Origin of the sequence: Staphylococcus sp. 11511212, assembly GCF_011394755.1 — a bacterium.
Classification (GTDB): domain Bacteria; phylum Bacillota; class Bacilli; order Staphylococcales; family Staphylococcaceae; genus Staphylococcus; species Staphylococcus chromogenes.
Window position 1 is genome coordinate 1,004,087 of sequence record NZ_JAANBQ010000003.1, and the last position, 25,051, is coordinate 1,029,137.

23 protein-coding genes and 1 pseudogene are annotated in these 25,051 nt (G+C 35.1%); 12 read left to right on the plus strand and 12 right to left on the minus strand.

Translation table 11 applies throughout. The features are described 5' to 3' along the window. Positions 1–141: 141 nt before the first annotated feature. Positions 142–780, plus strand: coding sequence for a YigZ family protein (locus G8Y84_RS06320; RefSeq protein WP_037572503.1), 639 nt, complete (start codon positions 142–144; stop codon positions 778–780). Between the two features lie 48 nt (positions 781–828). On the opposite strand, the gene G8Y84_RS06325 is transcribed toward G8Y84_RS06320, so the two are convergent. Further along, entirely contained in the window at positions 829–1,875 is a 1,047-nt protein-coding gene (locus tag G8Y84_RS06325) for a glycosyltransferase family 4 protein (protein WP_037572505.1), read from the minus strand. Between the two features lie 221 nt (positions 1,876–2,096). Between G8Y84_RS06325 and gdpS the strand changes: the two genes are divergently transcribed. The 4 genes from gdpS to pepT all read left to right on the plus strand — a co-directional run bounded on the left by gdpS (position 2,097) and on the right by pepT (position 5,992). After that, complete coding sequence (gdpS, locus tag G8Y84_RS06330; protein WP_105962958.1) at positions 2,097–3,167, plus strand: GGDEF domain-containing protein GdpS; 1,071 nt, start codon at positions 2,097–2,099, stop codon at positions 3,165–3,167. A 306-nt stretch (positions 3,168–3,473) separates the two neighbouring features. Beyond that, on the plus strand, positions 3,474–4,235 hold the full coding sequence (locus G8Y84_RS06335) for a threonine/serine exporter family protein (protein WP_037572509.1): 762 nt from the start codon (positions 3,474–3,476) through the stop codon (positions 4,233–4,235). A 14-nt stretch (positions 4,236–4,249) separates the two neighbouring features. Continuing rightward, positions 4,250–4,753, plus strand: a complete 504-nt coding sequence (locus G8Y84_RS06340; RefSeq protein WP_103158917.1) for a threonine/serine exporter family protein — start codon at positions 4,250–4,252, stop codon at positions 4,751–4,753. Positions 4,754–4,765: 12 nt separating this feature from the next. Beyond that, on the plus strand, positions 4,766–5,992 hold the full coding sequence (pepT, locus tag G8Y84_RS06345) for a peptidase T (RefSeq protein WP_165806197.1): 1,227 nt from the start codon (positions 4,766–4,768) through the stop codon (positions 5,990–5,992). Between the two features lie 50 nt (positions 5,993–6,042). On the opposite strand, the gene G8Y84_RS06350 is transcribed toward pepT, so the two are convergent. From G8Y84_RS06350 to G8Y84_RS06360, 3 genes are all read right to left on the minus strand, one after another. Continuing rightward, a complete protein-coding gene (locus tag G8Y84_RS06350) occupies positions 6,043–7,155 on the minus strand; it encodes a glycerate kinase (RefSeq protein ID WP_037572516.1) in 1,113 nt (370 codons plus the stop codon). Positions 7,156–7,274: 119 nt separating this feature from the next. Further along, complete coding sequence (gene ytxJ / locus G8Y84_RS06355) at positions 7,275–7,592, minus strand: bacillithiol system redox-active protein YtxJ (protein ID WP_037572519.1); 318 nt, start codon at positions 7,590–7,592, stop codon at positions 7,275–7,277. Between the two features lie 144 nt (positions 7,593–7,736). Beyond that, on the minus strand, positions 7,737–8,636 hold the full coding sequence (locus tag G8Y84_RS06360) for an EMYY motif lipoprotein (RefSeq protein WP_157946220.1): 900 nt from the start codon (positions 8,634–8,636) through the stop codon (positions 7,737–7,739). A 99-nt stretch (positions 8,637–8,735) separates the two neighbouring features. On the opposite strand from G8Y84_RS06360, the gene G8Y84_RS06365 reads away from it, so the two are divergent. The 3 genes from G8Y84_RS06365 to G8Y84_RS06375 all read left to right on the plus strand — a co-directional run bounded on the left by G8Y84_RS06365 (position 8,736) and on the right by G8Y84_RS06375 (position 10,583). Beyond that, positions 8,736–9,254, plus strand: coding sequence for a GrpB family protein (locus G8Y84_RS06365; protein ID WP_119512947.1), 519 nt, complete (start codon positions 8,736–8,738; stop codon positions 9,252–9,254). A gap of 72 nt (positions 9,255–9,326) precedes the next feature. Continuing rightward, positions 9,327–10,253: a UDP-N-acetylmuramate dehydrogenase gene (gene murB, locus G8Y84_RS06370; protein WP_165806198.1), complete on the plus strand. Its 927-nt coding sequence runs from the start codon at positions 9,327–9,329 to the stop codon at positions 10,251–10,253. 15 nt (positions 10,254–10,268) lie between these two features. Further along, a complete protein-coding gene (locus tag G8Y84_RS06375) occupies positions 10,269–10,583 on the plus strand; it encodes a CHY zinc finger protein (RefSeq protein ID WP_037572530.1) in 315 nt (104 codons plus the stop codon). A 557-nt stretch (positions 10,584–11,140) separates the two neighbouring features. On the opposite strand, the gene nrdF is transcribed toward G8Y84_RS06375, so the two are convergent. The 3 genes from nrdF to nrdI all read right to left on the minus strand — a co-directional run bounded on the left by nrdF (position 11,141) and on the right by nrdI (position 14,826). Further along, complete coding sequence (nrdF, locus tag G8Y84_RS06380; RefSeq protein ID WP_037572532.1) at positions 11,141–12,112, minus strand: class 1b ribonucleoside-diphosphate reductase subunit beta; 972 nt, start codon at positions 12,110–12,112, stop codon at positions 11,141–11,143. A gap of 247 nt (positions 12,113–12,359) precedes the next feature. Then, entirely contained in the window at positions 12,360–14,465 is a 2,106-nt protein-coding gene (nrdE, locus tag G8Y84_RS06385) for a class 1b ribonucleoside-diphosphate reductase subunit alpha (protein WP_105962954.1), read from the minus strand. Then, on the minus strand, positions 14,437–14,826 hold the full coding sequence (gene nrdI, locus G8Y84_RS06390; RefSeq protein WP_119512943.1) for a class Ib ribonucleoside-diphosphate reductase assembly flavoprotein NrdI: 390 nt from the start codon (positions 14,824–14,826) through the stop codon (positions 14,437–14,439). The genes nrdE and nrdI overlap by 29 nt, the downstream gene beginning before the upstream one ends. Positions 14,827–15,508: 682 nt before the next feature. On the opposite strand from nrdI, the gene G8Y84_RS06395 reads away from it, so the two are divergent. From G8Y84_RS06395 to G8Y84_RS06410, 4 genes are all read left to right on the plus strand, one after another. Continuing rightward, on the plus strand, positions 15,509–16,381 hold the full coding sequence (locus G8Y84_RS06395; RefSeq protein WP_037572541.1) for a DMT family transporter: 873 nt from the start codon (positions 15,509–15,511) through the stop codon (positions 16,379–16,381). Between the two features lie 22 nt (positions 16,382–16,403). Beyond that, on the plus strand, positions 16,404–16,904 hold the full coding sequence (gene queF, locus G8Y84_RS06400) for a preQ(1) synthase (RefSeq protein WP_037572545.1): 501 nt from the start codon (positions 16,404–16,406) through the stop codon (positions 16,902–16,904). Positions 16,905–17,080: 176 nt separating this feature from the next. Further along, positions 17,081–18,592: a peptide MFS transporter gene (locus tag G8Y84_RS06405; RefSeq protein ID WP_119512941.1), complete on the plus strand. Its 1,512-nt coding sequence runs from the start codon at positions 17,081–17,083 to the stop codon at positions 18,590–18,592. Positions 18,593–18,830: 238 nt separating this feature from the next. Further along, positions 18,831–19,757: a diacylglycerol/lipid kinase family protein gene (locus G8Y84_RS06410; RefSeq protein ID WP_105965142.1), complete on the plus strand. Its 927-nt coding sequence runs from the start codon at positions 18,831–18,833 to the stop codon at positions 19,755–19,757. Between the two features lie 61 nt (positions 19,758–19,818). Here G8Y84_RS06410 and G8Y84_RS11575 read toward each other — a convergent pair. The 5 genes and pseudogenes from G8Y84_RS11575 to G8Y84_RS06435 form a co-directional block, all read right to left on the minus strand. Continuing rightward, positions 19,819–19,928: pseudogene (locus G8Y84_RS11575) on the minus strand (IS3 family transposase); the annotation flags it as partial. 784 nt (positions 19,929–20,712) lie between these two features. After that, positions 20,713–21,240, minus strand: coding sequence for a 5' nucleotidase, NT5C type (locus tag G8Y84_RS06420; protein ID WP_037572553.1), 528 nt, complete (start codon positions 21,238–21,240; stop codon positions 20,713–20,715). A 70-nt stretch (positions 21,241–21,310) separates the two neighbouring features. Next, positions 21,311–22,360, minus strand: a complete 1,050-nt coding sequence (hisC, locus tag G8Y84_RS06425) for a histidinol-phosphate transaminase (RefSeq protein ID WP_103159360.1) — start codon at positions 22,358–22,360, stop codon at positions 21,311–21,313. 182 nt (positions 22,361–22,542) lie between these two features. Further along, positions 22,543–24,057: an ABC transporter permease/substrate-binding protein gene (locus tag G8Y84_RS06430; protein WP_103159359.1), complete on the minus strand. Its 1,515-nt coding sequence runs from the start codon at positions 24,055–24,057 to the stop codon at positions 22,543–22,545. Continuing rightward, the gene (locus tag G8Y84_RS06435; RefSeq protein WP_037572561.1) at positions 24,054–25,007 is read right to left on the minus strand and encodes an ABC transporter ATP-binding protein; all 954 of its coding nucleotides are present in this window, start codon (positions 25,005–25,007) and stop codon (positions 24,054–24,056) included. The genes G8Y84_RS06430 and G8Y84_RS06435 overlap by 4 nt, the downstream gene beginning before the upstream one ends. Positions 25,008–25,051 lie beyond the last annotated feature (44 nt).

Here is a 25,051-nt window from a genome sequence, read left to right on the forward strand (position 1 = left end):
ATAAATTTATATTTTCACATTAATACTATCATACAATCCTTTATATCAAATTTCAGTCATTAAAGCCATTGATTTTTTTAGTATTCACATTTAAGCTAAGAATAATCTTAATACATTTTAATCAAGATCGGAGCCGGTGCTATGGAAGATTCAATCATCACAATTAAAAGTGAACACATCATTGAAAATGTCATTAGTAAATCGCGGTTTATCGCTCATATTAAACCCGTCCAAACTGAAGAAGAAGCAAAATCATTTATAGAAGCTAAGAAAAAAGAGCATCGCGAAGCCACACATAATTGTTCCGCCTATACGATTGGGGACACGATGCATATTCAAAAAGCGCTCGATGACGGTGAACCCAGTGGAACAGCAGGTGTCCCAATGCTTGAAATGTTAAAAAAACACGATATTCATAATGCTGCTGTTGTGGTTACGCGTTATTTTGGTGGCATCAAACTTGGAACCGGTGGCTTAATTCGTGCTTATGGTGGAGCTGTACGTGATTGTATAAAAGCGGCAGGTCGCGTGGAATTAAAACCGGCTATCCCTTCTCACGTTACGCTCTCTTATGATTTAACCGGTAAATTTGAATATGAGCTTCAATCCACTTCATTTTATTTAAGAGACACCGTTTACACCGATAAAGTGACTTACGATATTGATGTTATCGAATCGGATCGCGAGGCATTTGTTCAATTTTTAAACCAACATACACAAGGCCAATTCGTTCTTACTGAAGATCCTGTGAAACGCCTTGCCTTTGATATCGAGACATAAAAATATCCTGTTACTTAAAAGCCTTCCTCGCTGTTAAGTAGCAGGATTTTATTTTGGATGACGTTTTGAAATCAAATTGAGCAACGGACGATAATCATCATCAATGAGCCCCGTAAACTCTACAATAAGCTCTATTGTAATGATAATGAGGAGCACCGTTAAAAAGAAACCCCAAGGTTGAGATAGATATAATATGACACTTACGACACTGAACATAATGGCCATCGCATAGATTAATATGACTGTTTGGCGATGAGTATAACCTAAGTCCAACAGTTTATGATGCAAATGGGATTTATCCGCTTGCATAATATGCTGACCTCGTTTGACGCGTCGAATCATCGCAAACAATGTATCAATAAATGGCACTGCCAAAATGACGATTGGGAAGAACAGTGAAATAAAAGTAATATTTTTGAATCCTAATAAAGAAAGGAAACCTATAATAAACCCAAGCAACAATGCGCCACTGTCTCCTAAAAATATCTTTGCCGGATGAAAGTTAAAAACAAGAAATCCGAGTAATGAGCCAATCAGAACACTACAAATCATAATAATAAAAATGTTACCTTGTAAAATTGCGATAAATGCAATGGTTACAAGAGCAATCGTTGAAACTCCGGCTGCTAGGCCATCCAAACCATCGATTAAATTAATCGCATTCGTAATCGCTACAATCCAAAAAATAGTAATTGGAATACTTAGCCAGCCAAAATGTATCGTTGGACCAATAGGAATCGAAATAAAATCAATAGTGACGCCATACACAACGACAATAGACGCGGCTATAATTTGTCCAATTAATTTTAAAACGGGTTTCAAATCATATAAGTCATCAATAAGCCCAACTAAATAAATGACGATAGCACCTAGTAATAGAGGTTTTATTTCTCGTTCTATTGGAGCGCCGAGCCATATTCCAATAAAGAAAGAGAGTAAAATTGCAGAGCCACCTAACATAGATATAGGTTTAGTATGTATCTTTCTAAAGTTAGGTCGATCAACGATATCTAACTTTTTGGAAACCGCTATCACTATAGGTGTTAAAATCAAACTGACAATCATTGAAAATATAATCAACGTGAGTGTATACATCAGTTCACCTACAAATTTAAAAATTAATTCATCTGTTATATTTTACTTATTCCTATTCAAAAAACAAGCACTTTCTATAATCAATCCTATTATATAGTAACACGAATTACCTAAGTTAGCATCACTACTCATAATAATCTTAATCTTGCATTAAATTATTTAATGACAAAATGTAACTTTTCACTTACAATAACATAGGGTTAAGTAAAGGAGTCATAACTATGATTGAAGCCATTATTTATAATATATCAGTATCCATCGCGGGTATCTATTTATTTCATCGGTTACAATACGCTGAATCGCGTGACTTTAGATTTTCTAAAAGTTATATGAGCGTATTGATGACTATCGTTGGATTACTGCTTGCCTTGCAACCAGTCCCCATCGAGCATTATTACATTCAACTTTCATTTGTTCCTTTATTATTTTTAGGTCGATACACAAATGCATTTTATACGTTTATTTCTGCGTTACTCATTGCTATTGTCAGTTATTTTGTACTTTCAACAACACTCACATTTGCCATTTCACTACTTATTATTGCAGTGATTGTAAGTACAATTGGACCTTTTATTAAACAAAATCATATTATTGCGATACAAATCTTAAATATCATTAGTATTGTCATTTTACTTGTTATTGCAATAATCGTCCCTCACTTTGACACGATTGAAGTATTGTATTTACTGCCATTATCCATCGTTGCGACGTTGATTACAGCATTATTTTACGTAGATTTACATCGCTTTTTCACTTTAATTGATCGCTACGATAATGAAAATACAATCGACTATTTAACCGGATTAGGAAATGTTAAAGAATTCGACAGACATTTAAATGCATTAGCACAACGCGCCGATACAAAAAAACAAAGTCTTGCCTTGTTATTAATAGACATTGACGGTTTTAAAGATGTGAATGATGCACATACACACGAAGCTGGAGATGCCATTTTAAAACAGATTTCTCATCTTTTACAAAATTATGTCCCTCCAAAACATAGAATATTTAGAAATGGTGGAGAAGAATTCTCTATCGTTATTAAAAATTATTCATTAGATGATTGCGTCAAATTGGCCGAAAGTATTCGTAAAGGTGTTGAAAAATCAAATTTCCACTTGCCTGACAAATCTGTCATTAAATTATCCGTCTCCATCGGTGTTGGCTATTTAACAAGTGATGACTATAAATCACAACGTAAAGTATTTAAAGATGCCGATGATATGTTACACATTGCTAAAAATGAAGGGCGTAACAAAGTGATGTTTAATCCGATTATCAAGCTACAATAAAGCTATTATCGCCACAAAAGTATTTTAAAAATCATGCCTCTTTCAACAAACAACGACATTGATTTTAATAAAATATTCAAATCTCGACATTATCTTTTATTGAATTCAAATCTTCCGCATACAGGTTAGGAGTTTAAACGTCCTAACCTGTAATTTTTTTAGCCATAAATTATAAATCGCCCACTTTTACTAGGACATTTCTATTAAGTTGCCCCTTAAATTAAAATGAAACTTTCGATTAATCTTGCAACATCTAGCATTCACATGTAGACTGACAATTGATTCAGTTGATAAGGAGGAACCTCTATGGCAGATTCACTGACAATTATTGATGAAAACAAAGTGCTCGATGTCGTTTTATTAGCGGGAAAAGTTTTGCTAGAAAGCGGCGCCGAAACCTATCGTGTTGAGGATACAATGGGTCGTATTGCAGCGAGTTTTGGCTTGGATGATACATATGCCTTTGTCACTTCAACTGCCATTATGTTTTCACTCAATGATCGTACAAACACGCGCTTAGTTCGTGTGCGAGAGCGTACGACAGATTTAGAAAAAATTGCTATCGCAAATAATGTTTCACGAAAAATATCACAAAATAAAATCACTTTAGACGAGGCCAAAACAGAATTGATACATTTAGAACAAGCCTCTCTTCAATTTTCTTTTATTGTAAAATTTTTATCTGCTGCTATCGCATCTGGGTTCTTCTTATTTATGTTCGGCGGTGTGGCCCACGATTTTATTTATGCTGTAATGGCCGGGGCCGGTGCGTTTTTAACCTTTGACCTTGTTCAACGTTATATTCAAATTAAATTCTTTTCTGAATTCATTAGTTCTATGGTCGTCATCGCCGTTGCTGCCTCTTTCACAAAATTAGGAATGACGGTAAACCAAGATATTATTACAATTGCTGGTGTCATGCCACTCGTCCCAGGTATTTTAATCACAAATGCGATTCGTGACTTAATGGCGGGTGAATTACTTGCGGGTATGTCACGAGGTGTGGAAGCCGCATTAACCGCATTTGCGATTGGTGCTGGTGTCGCAGTCGTCTTAATTATATTTTAGGAGGGTTGGAAATTATGATGTCTATTTTTTATTATATCGCTCAATTTTTAATCAGTTTTATTGCCACCATGCTGTTTTCAATCCTATTCAACGCACCTAAAAAATTACTTGTTGCGGCTGGTTTTGTAGGTGCCATGGGATGGATTATTTATAAATTCACGCTTGATTTAAACTTTGGAACGGTCCCTGCCGCTTTTTTCGGGAGTTTCATTTTAGGCGTTATGAGTCACGTGATGAGTCGTCGTTATAAACGGCCCGTCATTATTTTCATCGTTCCCGGCATTATTCCCCTCGTTCCCGGAGGTGCCGCATACGAAGCCACCCGTTTACTTGTATCAAACGAATATACAAAAGCCGTCAATCAATTTTTAGAAGTGACATTAACTTCTGGCGCCATCGCTTTTGGAATTTTATGTGCTGAAATTTTTTACTATATCTACACGCGTTTAAAACACCACTATGCTAAACTAAAAGGTAAGACCTATAAAAGAGGCTATCATATGAACAATCGTATATAAGGAAGTGTAAACATGAAAGAAAATATCATCGAAAGACTAACACGTTACGTCAAAATAAATACACAGTCCAATCCTCATAGTGAAACAACACCCTCAACACCTGAACAATGGGATTTACTGCATTTATTAGAAGATGAACTTAAAACGATGGAGCTCAAAACCGAATTAGATGCACATGGTTATTTATTTGCCACCCTTGAAAGTAATACGACAAAAACTGTGCCCACTATCGGCTTTTTAGCTCACGTGGATACATCTCCTGATTTTAATGCGGCGCATGTTCATCCGCAACTGATTGAAAACTACGATGGTGGCACAATTCAACTCGGTGATTCCGGAAGAATAATTGATCCGGAGGTATTTCCAGATATCGTGAAAGTGAAAAGTCATACGTTAATGACAACGGATGGGACTTCTTTATTAGGGGCAGATGATAAAGCCGGTGTCGTTGAAATCATGGAAGCACTTCAATATTTAAAAAATCATCCAGAAATAAAGCACGGCACTATTCGTATCGGTTTTACGCCAGACGAAGAAATTGGTCGTGGCCCGCATCAATTTAATGTAGAAAAATTCAATGCTGATTTTGCCTACACAATGGATGGCAGTCAGTTAGGCGAATTACAATTTGAAAGCTTTAACGCAGCAGAAGCTAAAGTCACTTTTGAAGGGGTCAATGTCCACCCCGGCTCGGCTAAAAACAAGATGGTCAATGCCTCAGCCTTAGCAACGCAGTTTCATGCCCAATTACCTGAAAAAGAAGTCCCAGAACATACAGAAGATTACGAAGGCTTTTATCATTTAACTGAAATAGAAGGGAACGTTGAAACAGCAACGCTTCATTACATTTTACGTGATCATGATCATGAAAGTTTTGAAAAACGTAAACAGACACTCATCGATATCCAAGCCCATATGAATGCAAAATATCATTATGATCCTGTGCAACTCGTGATTAATGATCAATATCGTAATATGGCTGAAAAGATTAACCCCCACCCTCACATCATCGATGTTCCGAAACGCGTTTACGAATCTTTAAATATCGTTCCTAATACAGCGCCTATCCGTGGAGGGACAGATGGATCGCAATTATCATTCATGGGCTTACCGACCCCGAACATTTTTACAGGTTGTGACCATTTTCACGGGCCTTACGAATATGCGTCTATCGACGTCATGGCTCAAGCTATCAAAGTTATAATTGGAATCGTTCAAACCTTTGAAAAAGAAGCATAAAAAGAGACCGATGAGTATCGAACATAGTGTTCGTTGCTCATCGGTTTTATTTAAATGTGGGCATTTAATAATTTGACAACTTGCACAGTATAAGCACGTAATGTCACACCTAACTTAAAATCCGGATATTCATTAGGCATTTCATCGAATGCATTGAACATCGCTGTGACACCTAAATTCTCATACTGCTCAAATTTTTCAGATGTGCCGCAAAGCGCTATGGCCACTTTTTGGTACTGTTGTGCCAATTCAGCAATTCTTAATGACGATGTGTTAATCACGTGATCGCGTTCGTTAATCCCTTCGCCAAACAAAATTAAATCCGCTTGTTTAACTAGATTTTCAAGTCCTGTAATTTGATCTACAAGTTCATGACTTGTCATAATTTCTGCATTAAACATCGTTTTAAATATCGCAGCCATGCCTCCACCAGCACCACCGCGTTCAATTTGGCCTAATGACAGCTTTAATTCATGTTTCATAATTTCACTAAAATACCAAAGCAAGTTATCAATTTCTACCGCTTCTTCTCTTGATAAGTGAAGCGTCTTGTAGCTTTGCATGATGGCACTCTGCTTTCCATACATTTTGCTACTAAAATCTATTAAGATTTGAAAGTGAGTATCTTTTAACTGAGGATGTAAGCCACTAGTATCTACTCGTCGAATATGTTTCACTTGACCCAAGCCTTTTGTCATATCCACACGTTCTCCATCGTCATTATAAAAGACCGCACCTAGAGCTTGTAACATCCCTGCACCGCCATCGAAGGTATCCGTCCCTCCGACAGAAATCGCAAATGTTTTAGCACCTTTATTCAATGCGTGTTGAATCACTTCACCCAAACCATAACTCGTATGGTTTAAATAATGTCCAGTGCCTTTTTGGAATTGTTCTGCCTGTATCACCGTTAGACCATCTTCCGTTTGCCCATATTGCGCTTCAATTTCATTCATTTCAGCATCATGTACATCGATTCGGTATTGTGTCCCTGATTTCCACATAAATACTGAATTTAAAAGTTCATGTCGCCCGTTAAATAATGGAACTTGTACAATATCTGCGTCTTCAATTTGACTATCCACCGCCTCTTCAACAAAGCGATTTGCGTCATAACTCGACAGAATTCCATTAAATTCATCCATCGCAACGAGTACTTTCATATTGTCACCTCTCGACATCATATTATTATTCATTATAGCCTTGCTTTGCCCTTTAATACAAATGAAGAGAACGCTCACAAGTAAGTATCTCGACTTACTTAAGAGCGTTCTATTCTAAATTACTCAGCTTTTGCTAATGAGGAAACAGTAATATTATCATGGCTTTCGTGCCAAGACGCCTCACCATTTACAAAGTAAAAAGCTTGGGGAGATTCGTGTTTAATCCCCGTTTTTTCTTCGATATAATTTGATAATTCTCGTTCTTCTTGAACGATGAGATAATACCCGTCCATATCTCTTTCATATAAAAACTTATTAAATTGATCCATTGCGCGTTCGGAAATAGGACAAGTATTACTGTGTTTTAATACAAATACATATGGATACTGTTGGATGACTTGTTCAAACTGATCAATTGACGTCAGCTTTGTCGCCATACTTTTCACCTCTAAGTTCAATTCTACTTAATATTAATATTTACCGTACCACTTTTTCTCATTTCTCAATGGTATTCATTATACACATAATCTACGTCATTGTTAACCTTATTTTAAAAACTTAATTTTAAAATGTATCAGTAGTTACTGTAATTGACTTTCTAATTCATCATTTTTTTGATGATAAGTCGTTTCATAATGTTCTAATTCGTCAGAAGTTCTAATAACGTGTTTAATATTCATTTCAGATAATTTTTCACTATTTATAGCGTTTTTAGCGCGTTCTTTATAATAATTTTCTAATTCATAATACATTTGAATCGCATGTTGACGTGCGTTATTTACCGTATTATCATGAATTCGCTCTTGGTTTAAGGATTTGATGTGCGTTTGGATAAGAGGGAGAATTTCGTTTTTCAATCTTTGAGAACGTTTGATTTCATTTTTTTCTGAAAGAACGTCCTCTACTTCTTTTTTAATATTACTATTATTTTTAGCTAAAACCCTTTCTAAAATTTCACTATCTTGTTGTCCTTGGGGTGTTACTTTCGCTTCTGTTAATTCATCTTCCACACTTTTACGACGCTTTTCAAATTTTTGTGTATACTCTATGATATTTTCATTGGATTTTATCGTATCCAAGCATAGCGATATAAATTCAGAAGTCTGATTTAAACTTTGGCCTTTTTTATCGACGGCTTTTAGATATTCTTTTTTAAGTGCCTCTACATCTTTATTTGGCGTCGGTAGTTTTTGCGCTTCTTTGCGATATGCTTTCCATTTAGGACGCACGCTTTCGTTCATCACGCGTTGCTTTTGTTCAAAAGCTGCTTTATTGTCTTCTGTTGCTTCTGTATGACGCATTGTCTTTAATTCATGAAAATCAGCATCATTATAGGCTTTATAAAAGGCTTGTTCTTTTTGTTCAACCTTTTTGAGTTGTTGATCAAATTGTTGTTTATCTTGTTTTTGATGTTGCCCACAAGCAGATAAAAGACTAACGACACTTATAACCATTATTAGTAGAAATAGGGTATGCTTCATTTCACCCCTCCTATCGCGCTTCATAAAAAACGTGTTTAACTTCAAAATAAACTATGATATAGTAATTCAGAATTTATACATTAAACTAAGGAGTAAACGATGTATCGACATGTCCAACCATTTACCGTTAAACCTGAAACCTCTCACTTTGAGCAAGAATACGCCACTTATCGAGAGATATTATTTAATCTTTTAGATACGCCCATTAAAACTACCCAACATATTGGAGGCACTAAACATTTCAATTATCCGACTGAACCGATTCTGGATATCCTGGTAGGCGTTGATAATTTACATGATATTACCTCTTTAGACGAAAAACGTTTAAACTATGCTAGCTTTTATCGCATCCACCAACCGATGCATAAAAAAGTTTTAATGGCAAAATTTAATGATTTAATTGAACTTAAACAAACTGTTCGTTTACATATTATCCAACGAAACACGGATATTTTCCATCAATATGTAGAAATTGACGAATTATTGTCAAATGATACGACAGCGATTCAAGATTTTACACATTTCAAACAAAGTATCAAAAATTTGTCCATTCGAGAATATGAAACTAGTAAAGCCAATTACTTTAAAAAATTATTGCCTCTCATTCAGTCAAAATGATATTACTAGATGACTTTAGAGCTATAAAAGCGTTAAAATGAGAGTAATGACATAAAAGAAAGGATGTTATTTTTGGATAACGCTAACATCTTACAAAAATTAAAGCAGATCATTCCAGAAGAGATTATTAAAGTTGATGAACCGCTTAAACGTTATACGTACACTGAAACAGGAGGTAATGCGGATTTTTATATTTCTCCTAAAAGTTATGAAGAGGTACAAAAAGTTGTACAATTTGCATATGAAAACAACATTCCTGTAACTTATTTAGGAAATGGCTCAAATATTATTATTCGAGATGGTGGTATACGAGGCATTGTGTTAAGTCTATTAGATTTAAATTATATCGACGTCTCTGATACAACGATTGTAGCAGGAAGCGGTGCTGCGATTATCGATGTTTCTCGTCAAGCGAGAGATTTATCTTTAACAGGGCTTGAGTTCGCATGTGGTATTCCTGGTTCTGTTGGGGGTGCGGTTTACATGAACGCAGGCGCTTATGGCGGTGAAGTTAAAGACGTCATCGATTATGCACGTGTCGTCAACGAAAAAGGCGAAATGTTTCAGTTAACACATAATGAATTAGATTTAGACTACAGAAATAGTATCATTCAAAAAGAACATTATGTCGTGCTAGAAGCGGCTTTTACTTTAGCTCCTGGCAAACAACATGAAATTCAAGAAGTCATGGACGACTTAACAGAGCGTCGTGAATCTAAACAACCGTTAGAATATCCATCATGTGGCAGTGTTTTTCGTCGACCACCTGGTTATTTTGCAGGTAAATTAATCCAAGATGCCCATCTGCAAGGCTATCGTGTCGGTGGTGTGGAGGTTTCTAAAAAGCACGCCGGTTTTATGGTTAATGTGGATCACGGAACTGCTACTGATTATGAGGATTTAATCCATCACGTACAAAAAGTCGTGAAAGAAAAATTTGATGTTACTTTAGAAAGAGAAGTTCGTATTATTGGCGAAAAAATAGAAGCACGTCAGTAGTAAAGGAGCAAAATTATGCCAACTGTATATGGTCAAGTCATCGATAATGAAACACGTTGTGTACACTATCAAACGATTCTTGATGTCATTGCAATTAAATTTAAATGTTGCAACAAATACTATCCATGTTACAAATGTCATAACGAAGCGGAACATCATCGTATTCAGAGATGGAAAGAACATGAATTTAATGAAAAGGCCATTATGTGCGGCGTATGCAAACATGAAATGACGATTAATGAATATATGCTCATTGAATCATGTCCTAAATGCAATGCCCACTTTAACAGTCGTTGCAAATTGCATTATCATGTTTATTTTGAAATATAATAGACGAAAAAAAGCGGGACGTTATGTCCTGCTTTTTTGTCTCTCAATGTATTCTAGGAATTTCTGTTTTAAAAGACTTACTGTCCAATCGAGCTTGTCACATTAAATCAAGGAGTAAGGCAATAATAAATTGCTTTAAGAGTATAAATTCTTGAACGTTGTTGGTTATTTAATACTACTTAAATCAGTAAAACTGAGTCGTAAAATAGATTTTATAACGCTTGTGAATATATATTGCGTATTTGATTAGTTCCTAAGCCGAGACTTCTGAGGCATCTAGCCGAAACCGAAAATCCATTTTAAGATTGATATTTTCTCAATCTTAAACTATGGATTACCTATTCACGTATGTTCATGGGTGTACTGAATACGTAACTTATTTCATTCGTAACGTCTTCATGCAGAGGTGAGGCGCCTAGAAAAGCGAGGCTTTATGGAATAATCAAATACATGAAATTATTTATACATCAGTCCGATTTATTATAGAACCACTTTTTGTATCTAATACAAAAATAACGGTTAGTGATTAACTCACCAACCGTTAATAGTATAGAACCTTATTTATCATCAAATATGAAATCTTCGTCTTTTAAGGCTTCTACATTTAATGCCAATGTATAACCATCACCTTTAACTGAGAAGAAATCGTGGTTTTTAGTAGACGTATCTAACGCATTTTCAATAATTGGATTAAATTCACGTTCTTCAAAATAGGGTTCAAAACCAAGATTAGATAATGCTTTATTACCATTGTAGCGTACGTAATTTAAAACATCTTCCGCTAAGCCTAATGGCTCATATAATTCACGCGTATAAGAGGCTTCATTTTTATATAAATCCTCAAGTAATTTGTACATTTCTTGGTCCGCTTTTAATTTTTCACTTTCTGACAATTCATTTCGTAAGTGTTGGGCGTCTAAGCCTGTGAATACACCATGAATGGATTCATCTAATAAAATTTTACGTATGATTTCCCCAGAAGTTGTCATACGCCCTTGTCCTGCAAGATATAACGGATAATAGAAACCTGAATAGAATAAGAATGTTTCTAAAAATACACTAGCGACTCTGGCCATATATTGATCATAAATTGAAGCTTCTTCTCCCCATAATTTATGATAGGTTCCTACGATTTTTTCTGATTTGTATCTTAAATGAGGTTCTTCCAACACCCATTCATCTAGTAAATAGTTTGTCTCTTTTGAGGGCAACAATGTCGTAAAAATGTGTGAGTAGCTTTTCGCATGTATTTGTTCCATCATTCCCATAAAAGCGTAAACTGCTTTTTTACGTAAATCTTTGGTATGTAACATGATTAAAGGCATACCATCATCTGCTTGATGAGTATCTAAGCCAGTTAACCCTGCTAAAGCTTTTTTAAAAGCATTTTGCTCATCTTCTGTTAAAGTTTTCCAACTCGCGATATCTTTAGAAACTTTAAATTCTGTCTCAACCCACATTTGAGCTATATTTTGACGCCAAAACATATTTGTCATATCTTCTTGTGTATTCCAATTAACAGCTATCATCGCAATCTATTTCTCCTATTCTTAAATTAATATGATGAACCAGGATATTCGTGCGATTCCCATCGATTGCACGCAATCCCTTTAATATTTTCCCTTAAGTCACTGAATCTGAATGAAAGATGCGAAATAAAGAGCAAAAGAGAGACCCTTACCCTTTATTTCGTAACAGCATCATCGTATTGCTTATAGCGATTCATAGCATTATGGGTTCTCCATTTCATCACCTATGAATACTAAGACAGATCGATTAAATTGAACAGCTTGTACATTCTTCAACACTCAACAGTTTATTACGCGTATAGTATAAAGATTTTAAACCTTTATGATGCGCATAAACGTATAAACGAGACAATTCTCGTGTTGAAATTTCAGAATTCACATATAAAATCGTTGAGATGCCCTGGTCAATATGTGTTTGAATGGTTGCGATTAAATCGATTAATTTCATTTGATCTGTATTGAACGCTGATTTGTAATACCACATCGTTTGTGGAGATAAAAATGGCATTGGATAAAATGTTTCTGCATTACCATAGGTACGTCTTTCGATTTGATCCACAATTGGCATCACAGAACTTGTCGCATTTTGCACATACGAAATACTTTGAGTAGGCGCAATGGCTAATCTATAAGCATGGTAAAGTCCATATTTTTCTACTTCAGCTTGGAGGGCTTTCCAATCTTCACGTGTTGGAATGTCATGATGTTCAAATAAAGCTTTTACTTTATCATATTGTGGTAAAAAGTCTTCATTAACATAGCGTTCAAAATAACGCCCATTAGCATAATCTGACTGTTCGAAATCAGCAAATTTTTCACCGCGTTCTTTTGCGATTTGCATTGAACGTTCCAATGAGTAGAAGTTCATCATCATAAAGAAAACATTCGCAAAATCTTTTGCTTCTTCTGATTCATAATTAATTTGGTTTTTAGCTAAAAAGCCGTGTAAGTTCATGACACCTAATCCAACCGAATGTAGTTCACGGTTCGCTTTTCTGACACCAGGTGCATTCTGAATATTGGCCTCATCGCTGACAAACGTGAGCGCGTCCATACCTGTATGGACAGAGTCTCTGAAACGCTGAGATTCCATGACATTGACAATATTTAAAGATCCTAAATTACAAGAAATATCACGTTTAATTTCATCTTCAACACCGTAATCATTAATAATAGACGTCTCTTGTAATTGGAAAATTTCCGTACATAAATTACTCATTTTGATTTGACCAATATTTGCATTTGGATGCACTTTATTGGCATTATCTTTAAACATCAAATAAGGATAACCGGATTGCAGTTGTGTTTGCGCAATCATATTTAACATTTCACGTGCATCTTTAGATTTTTTCATAATATTTGGGTTTTCAACAAGACGATCATAATACTCATCGATATCAATATCATCCAATGTCACCCCATATTCTTCCTCGACTGTATGAGGAGCAAACATAAAGAAATCTTTACCTTCTTTCGCAAGTTCGAAAAATTTAGAAGGTACAATTAAACCTGTAGAAATTGTAGACAAACGTAAATCTTCATCGGCATTTACTTTTTTAGTATCTAAAAACTCTTCGACGTCGTAATGGAAAATATTTAAATAGACTGCTCCTGCGCCTGGACGTTGTCCAAGTTGATCCGCATAACTAAATCCGCCTTCTAGAGCTTTAGCTACAGGAAGCACCCCTTTTGCGACGCCTTTGATGCCTTTAATCGCTTCACCACGTGCGCGAAGTTTAGAGAGGTTAATCGCAACGCCTCCCCCTATTTTACTGAGCTGTTTTGCCGTTGAATCAATAAAATTAATCGAATTCAAGCTATCATCTACTTCTAGTAAGAAGCAGGAAACCAATTCTCCACGACGTGCACGTCCAGCATTCAAGAAAGTTGGTGTTGCTGGTTGATAACGTTGTTCAACCATTGCACGTACAAATTGCTTAGCAAGTTCGACTTGGCCATTTGCTAAATAAAGCGAAACGATGATCACATGTTGATGATAATTTTCAAGATATTTTGCTTTATCATTTGTTTTCAAAGCATAGTCTTTAAAAAATTTACTCGCCGACATATAACTCGCAAATTGAAAAGGTATATTGTTCGCAAAGGTGATGATTTCATTTAATTGTTGTTCACTATAATCTTCAAATACATTATAGTAAAAGTTTTGATTGACTAGAAAACGTAATCGATCAAGTTCATTATCGAATTTGACAGTTTTATCATCGATTTCTTCCAAGTAAACCGAAAGTGCTTCTTGATCTTTTTCTAAATCAAAAAAACCTGTTTCATTTCTTTTTGTTACTTGGTTGTTTAATTCGATATGTTTATACTGCTTTTGTTCCATAGTTTTCATAAAAATTAACCACCTTCTCCTTAAATTCCTCTGTATCATTTAAACTGCCATGCAATTCGAATTTCATTAATAAAGGGACATTATATTCATCTGCAATCCTAATACCTGCTTTTGCAAAATTTTGCCCCCAATTACGGTTGCCACTTGCCGCTACCGCTTGTAAATTTTTGTAGTTGAGTTCTAAAAATTGTTGCACTGGCTTTGGTACCTCCCCAAAACCAATGGTACCTGTTACAATTACAAAAGGAACGTCAATGCGCTCAGTTGCGGAGCTTTCAGTAATCTCCATTGTGTCCGTTAATCCAGTACGTTTAATAAAGCGTTTTACATTGCCTGTAAATGAGTAATAAACCACTTTCATAGTAAGGACTTCCTTTCTTTTTATCCATAACATATACACGCACAATCTCACCTCAAACATTATATGTCTGTATGAGTGAGTCTATCGTTTGTATTGTGCCGTAACGCTTTATGACATTGTTTTAAGGGTGAATAAATCGAGGATGATCGGAATGAAGTAAAAGCGAACATATATTTTGGTTCACAAATCTAAGATATATTTCCTTTTCATAGTGTATTAGACACACTCTATTCGTTAGCTATTTCTAATTTGGAGTGAAGAAACTGAGCTAGGGTTAATCTCATTTTAAAGTGTAATCTTGCTAACTACTTGTAGTTTCTGCTTACCATTTTCCCATCCTAAACACTATATATTGTGTTTAATGTTCTCAGTCAATACTATATATATGTATCATTGTACATCAGACCTCTGGCTTTTTAAAGAAGAAAATAAAGTTTTTGTCACTCATTGTCACTCAATGCACTCATACCAACGAATGAAAATTTATGAAAATTTTATGCGCCTATAGATGAATTAAAAGCGTTTAAAAATGCTTGACATTTAGCAATTAGTTGTAGTATAAATCGAACAAATGTTCGATTTTAGTATAACTTTTCATTCGCAAATTTTCAACTTCTTATGCATAAACTTCCAAATTATGCTACTATTAATACGTTGAAAATTAATAACAAGAGGCGATTCCATGAATTCAAAAATGAAAGGCATCATCGCTATACTGATTTCTGCTATTGGATTTAGTTTTATGGCAGTTTTTTTTCGTCTTGCTGGTGATTTACCTGTCTTTCAAAAATCTTTAGCTCGAAATATGGTTGCCATGTTTATTCCCTTATTTTTTATTATCAAATACAAGCAACCTGTTTTAGGAAAATTAAGCAGTCAACCTTTGCTCATTCTCCGCTCGACACTTGGATTGACAGGTGTTCTCTTAAATATTTATGCTATCGATCACATGGTGTTAAGTGATGCAGATATTCTTATGAAACTCAATCCATTTTGGACGATATTGTTAAGTTTGATTTTCTTAAAAGAATACATTCAAAAATATCAAATTACTGCTATGCTGATAGCTATTATTGGTATGTTGTTTGTTGTAAAACCTGAGTTTTCATCTGATATTATCCCTGCTTTAATGGGGTTATTATCTGGTATTTTTGCAGCCGCTGCTTACACGGCGGTGCGTGCTTTAAGTACTCGAGAAGCGCCGTATACTATCGTGTTTTATTTTTCATTATTTTCAGTTGTGGCACTGCTACCATTTGTATTATTCACTTATGAACCAATGACTTCAATACAAATTATATATCTCATCTTGGCAGGGTTATCCGCTGCTGTGGGTCAAATAGGTATTACGATTGCCTATAGTTTTGCACCCGCAAAAGACATTTCAATCTTTACTTATGCATCAATTATTTTCACTGCGCTTATCGGTTTCATCCTATTTGGTGAATCACCTGACTTTATCGCTGTGATTGGCTATGTCATTATTTTAAGTGCTAGTTATTTCATGTTTGAAAAAGCGAGACGTGAAGCCCGTACAAATTCAACTCAAAATTAAATACTGACTGGAGGTCAACCTTATGACAGAAGGACGTTCTAAAGAAGAATTACAAGATATTACGCTGTTAGGCAATCAAAACAATAAATATGAATTTGATTACAGACCTGATGTGCTTGAAACTTTCGATAATAAGCACCAAGGTCGCGATTACTTTGTTAAATTTAATTGCCCAGAGTTCACTTCGCTCTGTCCTATCACAGGACAACCTGACTTTGCGACCATTTATATTTCATATATCCCAAACATTAAAATGGTAGAATCTAAATCTTTAAAGCTTTATTTATTTAGTTTCAGAAATCATGGGGATTTTCACGAAGATTGTATGAATATCATTATGAATGATTTAATCGATTTAATGGATCCTCACTATATTGAAGTTTGGGGCAAATTCACGCCACGTGGCGGGATTTCAATCGATCCGTACACAAATTATGGTCGTCCAAATACAAAATATGAAGCGATGGCTGAACATCGTCTTATGAATCATGACATGTATCCTGAAAAAATTGATAATCGCTAATTTTCTTAACGGTTCTACACTTGACATCCTCGTCAACAGTAGAGCCTTTTTTAAATAGTTAGAAATTGTCACTAATTTGACTTGAAACCATTCAAAATTTACTGAATTTTCTTGTTAAAACTTTACAATAGGTTTAAAATAGTTTTATCTTCACGATTTAAGGGGGAAATGAATAGATGAATCAGCATTATAGCAAAGAAGAAATCCTTGCTAGTACACCCCGCACAGGTTTCTTCGGGCATCCTAAAGGGTTAAGTACGTTATTCTTCACAGAGTTTTGGGAGCGCTTTAGTTATTATGGTATGAAAGCAATTTTAGCTTATTATATCTATTACTCAGTAGCTAAAGGTGGATTTGGACTTGACCAAGGTTTAGCACTACAAATCGTTTCAATGTATGGTGCTTTAATATATATGAGCGGTATTATTGGCGGCTGGATTGCTGACCGTATTACAGGCACACGCCATGCACTCTTTTTCGGTGGCGTACTCATTATGGTCGGTCATATTTTACTCTCGCTTCCGAATAACTTTACATTATTACTTATCGCACTACTCTTTTTAATTATTGGTACGGGCTTACTCAAACCCAACATTTCATCAACAGTGGGTCTATTGTATGATAAAAACGATCCAAGATTAGACGCAGCATTTACAATTTTTTACATGTCTGTCAACCTAGGTGCATTAATTGCACCACTCATAGTAGGATGGGCACAATCAAACGTAGGGTTCCACCTTGGGTTTGCCCTTGCAGCGGTAGGTATGTTCTTTGGATTACTTACATATTTAATCACAAACAAAAAGAATCTCGGACTTGCAGGTTTAGAAATACCTGATCCACTCACTAAAGCAGAACGCACTAAAATGATTAAAATTGTTCTTATCGTCGTTGCAGTCGTTGCGGTACTTTTATTCGTTTTAGGCCTATTCAATCAATTAACGTTACCAAATTTTGCAAATTTAGTTACTATTTTAGGTATTGTTTTACCATTATTTTACTTTATCAAACTGATTTTAAGTAAAAAGACAAAAGACTATGAACGTAAACGTGTGTTTGCTTATATTCCATTATTTATTGCATCAGTTGCATTTTGGATGATTCAAGAGCAAGGGTCTACAGTGCTTGCACAATTTGCAGACACTAAAACACAATTAAATTTAGCGGTCATTACAGGCGGGCTTATTGATTTTCATATTCCACCTGCATGGTTCCAGTCTTTAAACCCATTATTTATTGTTATCTTAGCGCCACTCTACTCTATTTTATGGGTGAAACTCGGACGCTACAATCCACCAACTGTCTTAAAGTTTGCTATCGGTGTTATTTTAGCAGGGATTTCATATTTAATAATGGTGGTGCCTCTTTCAGCTGAAGCGACATTAATTAATCCGTTTTGGTTAGTGGCTAGTTTCTTAATCGTTACTTTAGGTGAATTATGTATTTCCCCTATCGGTTTATCAACAACGACGAAACTTGCACCTGAAGCCTTTACCGCACAAATGATGAGTATCTGGTTCTTATCAAATGCGATGGCACAAGGTTTGAATGCTCAAATGGTTAAAGTGTATACATTGATTAGCTCAAATGAGTACTTTTTATATTCAGGCATTTTCGCTATCGCCATTGGTTTCGTGCTTATTCTTATCACACCTGTCATTAAAAACTTAATGCAAGGTGTTAAATAAATTTAAAATCAGCACTAGAAGAATGCTACTTTAAGGTAGAAAGCCGTCAAAATTTATCAAAGGGTAAATTTTGACGGCTATTTTTATACGCTTTAAAATAGTTACATTTTGATTTTCTCTAAAAGTTTTTTCGTTTTAAAATCCTAACTTCTCTTAAGGAATTACTATTTTACGATTAAATTTGCTTAAAATGCGGTATATATGACAGTATATAGGTTTTATGAAAGTGGGAAATAAAATGACACAAAAATACAAACATGGTCTCTTATTTTATCATCAACATTCCGGTCTTAATAAAATACATGAAGGATTGGGTGAAGTGACTGAAGCTTTGACTCAATTATGTAAGAAATTCTCAATTCAACTCAGTGAAAATGAAGGTGATATAGAAAGTTATTGCCAACAAATTTCTGAAAATAACAATGCTGAAGAAATAGATGTCCTTTTTATTTTAGGAGGCGACGGTACGGTCAACGAATTAATCAACGGTGTTTTAAAAAACAATTTAGACCTCCCTATCGGAGTTATCCCTGGAGGAACATTTAATGATTTTGCAAAAACATTAAATCTCTCTAATCGCGCTAGCGATGCCGCACATGACTTACTTTTAGCTGAACCTGAAGCCTATGACGTGATGAAAATTAATAATGATCAATACGCCTTAAATTTCGCAGGTATTGGTTTAATGGTCCAAAACGCTGAAAATGTGGAAGGAAAATCTAAAGATGTGTTTGGTAAGCTGAGCTATATCTCTTCGACGTTTAAAACACTCACGAATCCAGAACATTTTGATTATGAATTAGAAATAGATGGTGAGACTTATACAGGTGAAACCTCTATGATTTTATTCGCAAATGGACGTTTTATAGGTGGAGGTAAAGTTCCAATGACAGACTTATCCCCTTCTGACGGTCAGCTGAGTACATTTATTTTTAATAACTATAGCATTAGCATTTTAAAAGATATTTTTAGCTTACGAGACAGTATGACATGGAATGAAATTAGTGAAAATATTCAACATATTCCAAGTCACCATATCCGCATTTCTACAACACCGAAAATGCGCGTCGATATTGATGGTGAAATCGATTTCGAAACCCCTATCACGATTGATATCGAGCCTCAAAAAATTAAATTACTCACTGCCTTACCTACTAATCAATAAAGCACCAAAAACGGGAGCGCAATCTCATAACTACACTGAGCCCCAAAAGTTGTACTTTGGTTTAGTATAATATTTCAAAGGTTTGTTTCCTATATTGCCAAGGAGACAAGCCTTTGATTTTTGATTTAATTCTTGTATTGTTATAAAACTTGTATACTTATGAATAGCTGTTGCTAGTTGTTGGAATGTTTCAAACGATACTCCAATACATTTCATATTTTTATAATCCAAAAAAATTTCATTAACGCTATCTAGAGAACTTGCTTTTCTAGACATAATTTGAAACACTTCATTTTCTTTTAGAGACTCAATATAATTTATATTTTAGTAATGCCATCCTTGATCTGAATAAATTCTTATTCGAAAAACAGGTTTCTATACTTTTAACCGTTGGTGAGTTGTTCACTAGCCGTTATTTTTGTTTTAAATACAAAAATAGCACAAATATCTCTATAATTGTAAGTGCTCAAACAAATTAAAGAGAGATATTCGTGCTTGTATTTAATGATATATCAGAAATGATTGGAATAGTCATATTTTTTTATCATCCTTTGCTTTGAAGCGAGGATAGCTTAAAGATAAAATAAACATTACCACTATTAGTAATTGACATATCCAACCAAATCCAATAGTAAAATAAACGATAATAGTAGCTATCAATAATAGTAATACAATAATTCTTATTAGATTAGATTTAAGCATTTTCTTCTCCTTTTAGTAGAAAAATTTTAGTATAATTGGTGTCATAAAAGTTTCAATAAATGCAGAAAATAGGTTCTATTAACGGTTGGTGAGTTGTTCACTAGCCGTTATTTTTGTTTTAAATACAAAAATAGCACAAATATTTCTACAATTGTAAGTGTCTAAACTAACAAATTACACCCCCAAAGTTAAATTTGTTAGGTTCAACTTTAGGGATGCAGTACACACATGCAGTCCCGTTTTTTTTGTCCTTTTAATTTAAGAAATAGGCTTCTACTTCTTTCCAATTATTTAAACGCTCAAACTCAGTATGGTCTCTATTATGCGGTGCTGTAAACATTAAAGGTTTACCTGTATGAATCGCCAATTGTTTAGGATTATCATCAATTAAATAATCTGTAGCAACGATATTTTTGCGTCCACAAAATACAAATTGTTGTGTATCTAAAAATGGAAAGTGCTCTTTTAGCCACTCATATTTGTCATGAAAAGATGTGGGTACATCCATCGCGGCAGTCACTATGTAGATATCATAATGTTCTGCTAACTTTTTAACGACTTCTTTTGCATCTTTAATCACTTCAAGACGTCTAAAAAAACCGTCTGACGCTAAAATATTTCTAATTTCTTCAGCGTGTTCAGGCATGATATCATAAATTTTTTTACCAACGATTTGTTCCACAGTCACGCCTAATTGTGTCCGTCGATTAAATTCATCTAATATCGCGCCGAAAGTATCCGCTAATACTTCGTCCATATCTATCCCAATAGACTGTCTCATTGTATCGCTCCTCAATTTACTTCATTACGTTGATTATAGCAAACGCGATAATGAAATTCATCGCTGTGGCTTAAAATCGAGACAAAACGTTACGAATGACAGCGTTTTGTTCTGGGAAACCAATCGTAATACGCACCCCATTCGGAAAAGCGCGCGCGATAATACCTTCTTTTAATAGGGCTTCATTCAATGCCTCAACTTCTGATGTTTCTACAAATACAAAGTTGGTTTGTGAGGGATAAATGGTTAAATTTGTATCCAATTCATAAAACTTTTGACGTTCTTGTTGATTAATTTCGACAGCTTTTTTTAAATGATCTTGATCTTCTAAAGCAGCTAAGGCCGCCTGTTCAGACAAACGTGTCGTGTTGAACGGTGGACGTAAGACATTCAGTTGTGCAGCGAGTTCTTTAGTGGTAATCAAATAACCAATCCGTAAGGCCGCTAAAGCATAGGCCTTAGAGAATGTGCGTAACATCGCAACATTAGGATACTTTTCCATTAATTCTAATGTGCGTGGAAAATCTTTGGCCGTCACATATTCTGCATAAGCTTCGTCTAAAATAATCGTAACGTTTGAAGGAATTTTTTGGATAAAAGCTTCAATCGTTTCATGAGAATGATATGTTCCAGTAGGATTGTTTGGGTTACATAGCCATACTATCGCTGTTTCTTCATCGACAGCATCAGCGATCGCATCTAAATCATAATGTCCATCTTTAAGAGGAACTTGCACCATATTCGCATCTTCAACAACCGCATTATGAAAGTATTGGCCAAATGTTGCTTCACTTGTGACCACCTTATCTCCGGCACGTAATAATGTTCGAGAAATAATAACAATCATTTCATCCAAGCCTGCACCAAATAAGATACGCTCAGGTTCAATGTCAAAATGCTTCGCTATCGCTTGTTGTAATAAGGGGGCATTCGGCTCAGGATATAAAAATAAATCATCGACATGCGTTTTAATGGCTTCTTTTACTTTTGGAGATGGACCAAAAACATTTTCATTCGAGGCATGTTTATACAGTTCTCCCTCAATATTATATTTTTTCTTCAACGCTTCTGGTGACAATCCAGGTTGATATGCGCTCAGTTGTGTGAGTTGTGATTTCATCAATGTCCGCCTCCAATGTTCAGAATTTTTGGAATATGTTTACTATTATAACGATGATATGAAAAAAATGCTACAACCTAATTCATATATAATAATCATTATTGCACATTTGCTTTAAAGCGTCAAAGCGTATTGCTAAAAAAACAACGGCTTGAATTCTCTCAAACCGTTGTCTTACCTATTTATTTGAGAAGCCCTTCTTTTTCTAAATATGATTTCGCAACTTCATAAGGGTCTTCGTCTTTTTCTGCCACACGATAATTCATTTCTTGCATTTGTTCGTCAGTAATTTTACCTTCTAATTTGTTTAAGGACTTTTCAATTTCTGGATGTTGATCAATAAATGATTTTTTAAACAGTGGTGCCCCTTGATAAGGCGGAAAACTTTTCTTATCATCTTGAAGGACTACCATGTCGTATTGTTTTAACTCTGCATCTGTTGAATACGCGTCAATTAGATTAATGTCTCCTTTTTCAATAGCTTGATATCTCAATTTAGGTTCCATTGTTTTTACCTGGTTAAAGTTTAAATTATACGTCTTTTTAACCGCTTTATAACCATCGCCACGATCATTAAACTCCAACGTAAATCCAGGATGTATCTCTTTTTCTACTTTTTTCAAATCACCGATTGTTTTTAAGTGATGTTTTTCAGCAAAGTCTCGTTTAACAGCTAGTGCATACGTATTATTATATTTCATCGGTTTTAACATTTTCATATCAAATTTACGATCTAAACTTTGATTGGCTTGTTCGTAGACGGCTTGCTCATTTTTAGATTTCGGCGACTCTTTTGTGAGTTCTCCTAAAACAGTTCCTGTAAATTCAAGATAACCATCAATGTCATCTGATTTTAGTGCATTGAATAAGAAAGTCGTTTTTCCCATCCCATCTTTAACGTCAACTTGATAATTTGTATCTTGTTCAATCAATATTTTATACATATTCGTCACGATAGAAGGTTCTGTGCCGAGTTTACCAGCTAATGTCACACGTTCACCTTTTTGCGCAAAAAGTGGCGCAATGGTTACTAAGAACATGACTAACAATATTACACCTAAAGTAATCATCATTTTTTTATATGAGATGCGCCCTAATATGCGTAAAACAATATCAAAAATAATGGCTAAAAGTGCAGCTGGGATAGCCCCAATGAGTATAAGCGCCGTGTTATTACGATCGATTCCTAAAAGGATTAAATCCCCTAAACCACCAGCACCTATTAATGCTGCTAACGTTGCTGTACCAATAATTAATACCATAGCCGTGCGTATCCCTGCCATAATAACAGGCATTGCAAGCGGTAATTCGACTTTTGAAAGTCGTCTTACAGGCTTCATCCCAATCCCTTTAGCCGCTTCAATTAAGGATGGATCTACACCAGTGACACCTGTATATGTATTTCTTAAGATAGGCAATAGTGCATAGACGACTAACGCAATAATTGCAGGAACGGTTCCAATACCAAATAAAGGAATCATTAAACCTAATAAAGCCAAGGACGGAATGGTTTGTAACACGGCGGCAATATTGATAACTACTTCTGCAATCCCTTTTTGCTTAGTTAATAGAATTCCTAAAGGCACACCAATTAATACTGCAATTAATAAAGCGATAAATGACAGTTGAATGTGTTCAATGAGTGTAGACAACAACTCGCCTTTTCGTTCATTTAAGGTCGATAAAAATGTACTCATACCTTATCACCTGCCCGATGTGTTGATAAGAATTCGAAAATATCTTGTCGCGTTACCTTCCAATATTGATCCGTTGTTCGGACAATGACCGCTTCATGATCCGCAAACTCATGATAGATATCACTCACAAATTGATTTCCCGTTACGACAGGCCATTGCTCGGTTTCCGTTGTCGGTGTGCCTATCAATTCTGCAACTTTGTGTAACGTAAAATGATTCATAAACACGCTTGATAAATCTCCAATAAATTGTTTAACGAATTCACTTTTCGGATGTTGAATAAACTCATTAGGGGTCCCAATTTGTTCTACATGACCTTCATTTAACAAACAAATTCGGTCTCCCAGTTTAAACGCTTCTTCAATATCGTGCGTGACAAAGACAATCGTTTTTTTGATTTGTGCTTGAAGACGTAATAAGTCATCTTGTAAATTTTCTCGTGTAATTGGATCAAGCGCACTAAACGGCTCATCCATTAAGACTACGGGCGGATTTGCAGCTAGAGCACGTACGACACCTACACGCTGCCGTTGCCCTCCGGATAGTTCATCAGGTTTTCGATTTCGATATGTATTAGGGTCTAAATTAACCATTTTTAAAAGTTCATCTACACGACGGTCAATTTCTGGTTGTGTCCATGACTTCATCATAGGTACTTGCGCAATATTATCACGAATACTCATATGCGGAAATAAAGCAATTTGTTGCAATACATACCCCATATCCCAACGCATCTCATAAACAGAATAATCACTAATAGGTTGGTCTTTAAAATAAATATAGCCATCTGTTAAAGGGATGAGTCGATTAATCATTTTCATTGTCGTTGTTTTACCAGATCCTGAAGGCCCAATCAATACAAAAAATTCACCTTCCCGAATGTTCAGATTAATTTTATCGACAACAATTTTTTCTCCATACCGCTTCGTAACATTCTCGAATTTAATCATATAGTCCCCTCATTTAAAATACTTTTTATTTCCATTATAAAAAT

Excerpts from the sequence above, each read along its gene's own strand:
- G8Y84_RS06320 (WP_037572503.1), top strand. The coding sequence starts at position 142 with ATGGAAGATTCAATCATCACAATTAAAAGTGAACACATCATTGAAAAT.
- G8Y84_RS06325 (WP_037572505.1), bottom strand. The coding sequence starts at position 1,875 with ATGTATACACTCACGTTGATTATATTTTCAATGATTGTCAGTTTGATT.
- gdpS (WP_105962958.1), top strand. The coding sequence starts at position 2,097 with ATGATTGAAGCCATTATTTATAATATATCAGTATCCATCGCGGGTATC.
- G8Y84_RS06335 (WP_037572509.1), top strand. The coding sequence starts at position 3,474 with ATGGCAGATTCACTGACAATTATTGATGAAAACAAAGTGCTCGATGTC.
- G8Y84_RS06340 (WP_103158917.1), top strand. The coding sequence starts at position 4,250 with ATGATGTCTATTTTTTATTATATCGCTCAATTTTTAATCAGTTTTATT.
- pepT (WP_165806197.1), top strand. The coding sequence starts at position 4,766 with ATGAAAGAAAATATCATCGAAAGACTAACACGTTACGTCAAAATAAAT.
- G8Y84_RS06350 (WP_037572516.1), bottom strand. The coding sequence starts at position 7,155 with ATGAAAGTACTCGTTGCGATGGATGAATTTAATGGAATTCTGTCGAGT.
- ytxJ (WP_037572519.1), bottom strand. The coding sequence starts at position 7,592 with ATGGCGACAAAGCTGACGTCAATTGATCAGTTTGAACAAGTCATCCAA.
- G8Y84_RS06360 (WP_157946220.1), bottom strand. The coding sequence starts at position 8,636 with ATGAAGCATACCCTATTTCTACTAATAATGGTTATAAGTGTCGTTAGT.
- G8Y84_RS06365 (WP_119512947.1), top strand. The coding sequence starts at position 8,736 with ATGTATCGACATGTCCAACCATTTACCGTTAAACCTGAAACCTCTCAC.
- G8Y84_RS06375 (WP_037572530.1), top strand. The coding sequence starts at position 10,269 with ATGCCAACTGTATATGGTCAAGTCATCGATAATGAAACACGTTGTGTA.
- nrdF (WP_037572532.1), bottom strand. The coding sequence starts at position 12,112 with ATGATAGCTGTTAATTGGAATACACAAGAAGATATGACAAATATGTTT.
- nrdE (WP_105962954.1), bottom strand. The coding sequence starts at position 14,465 with ATGAAAACTATGGAACAAAAGCAGTATAAACATATCGAATTAAACAAC.
- nrdI (WP_119512943.1), bottom strand. The coding sequence starts at position 14,826 with ATGAAAGTGGTTTATTACTCATTTACAGGCAATGTAAAACGCTTTATT.
- G8Y84_RS06395 (WP_037572541.1), top strand. The coding sequence starts at position 15,509 with ATGAATTCAAAAATGAAAGGCATCATCGCTATACTGATTTCTGCTATT.
- queF (WP_037572545.1), top strand. The coding sequence starts at position 16,404 with ATGACAGAAGGACGTTCTAAAGAAGAATTACAAGATATTACGCTGTTA.
- G8Y84_RS06405 (WP_119512941.1), top strand. The coding sequence starts at position 17,081 with ATGAATCAGCATTATAGCAAAGAAGAAATCCTTGCTAGTACACCCCGC.
- G8Y84_RS06410 (WP_105965142.1), top strand. The coding sequence starts at position 18,831 with ATGACACAAAAATACAAACATGGTCTCTTATTTTATCATCAACATTCC.
- G8Y84_RS06420 (WP_037572553.1), bottom strand. The coding sequence starts at position 21,240 with ATGAGACAGTCTATTGGGATAGATATGGACGAAGTATTAGCGGATACT.
- hisC (WP_103159360.1), bottom strand. The coding sequence starts at position 22,360 with ATGAAATCACAACTCACACAACTGAGCGCATATCAACCTGGATTGTCA.
- G8Y84_RS06430 (WP_103159359.1), bottom strand. The coding sequence starts at position 24,057 with ATGAGTACATTTTTATCGACCTTAAATGAACGAAAAGGCGAGTTGTTG.
- G8Y84_RS06435 (WP_037572561.1), bottom strand. The coding sequence starts at position 25,007 with ATGATTAAATTCGAGAATGTTACGAAGCGGTATGGAGAAAAAATTGTT.